At 57.2% G+C, this 628-nt stretch carries 1 pseudogene; it reads right to left on the bottom strand.

Features of this window, described 5'->3' with window-relative positions:
• Nucleotides 1-577, bottom strand: a pseudogene (locus tag HMPREF3148_RS02385) (transposase); the annotation flags it as partial.
• Nucleotides 578-628 lie beyond the last annotated feature (51 nt).

Genomic DNA, 628 nt, shown 5'->3' on the forward strand with positions numbered 1-628 from the left:
CGTCAGTTTCAAAATACAAGGTTGTCACATCGTAGAGAACCATCACACCAGGACCAATGGCCGCGTGTGTGGCTAGCGCGTGGGTTATCTGGTCGCGGAAGTCTTTGTCGGCATACCGCGGAAGGTAGCGCTTTATCGTCGCGTATGAAGCCGAGGCCACGCCGACTTCTGCCAGAGTTTCAATGGAATCAAACGTGGAACCCGGCGAGATAATACGGGCTTGGACCAGGTTGAAAAACACCTCGTCCTTGCCGCTTGCCGTATCCAGGCCAAGGAGTTGGAAGGCCCCGCGAATCGCGTCCAGGAGAAGACCTGCGCGTTCACCGGATACCGTGACGGGATTATCAACCGTGCCTGTTCCAGACACAGCAACCGCAGAAGGCAACACTTTGAGGTCAAGTGAAATTTGCTCGCCATCGACAAGCCGCTGAGCCTTGACCATCAGCGCTGCGAGATCGTGGTCGGTATGGGCGGAGCCGACGTGTTCGATTTCAGGTTTGCGGTTGCGGTACCGCCAGATGATTTGAACAGCGGTCGCACCCGACGCCGTCGGGACCCGGCGGATACTCGGTGACATATTCAACAGCCTACCGGCACCCCCACCGCTACCCGCTTAGTCAGACAAAAC

Origin of the sequence: Corynebacterium sp. HMSC05D08, from assembly GCF_001807215.1 — a bacterium.
In the GTDB taxonomy this organism is placed as follows: Bacteria; Actinomycetota; Actinomycetes; order Mycobacteriales; family Mycobacteriaceae; genus Corynebacterium; species Corynebacterium striatum.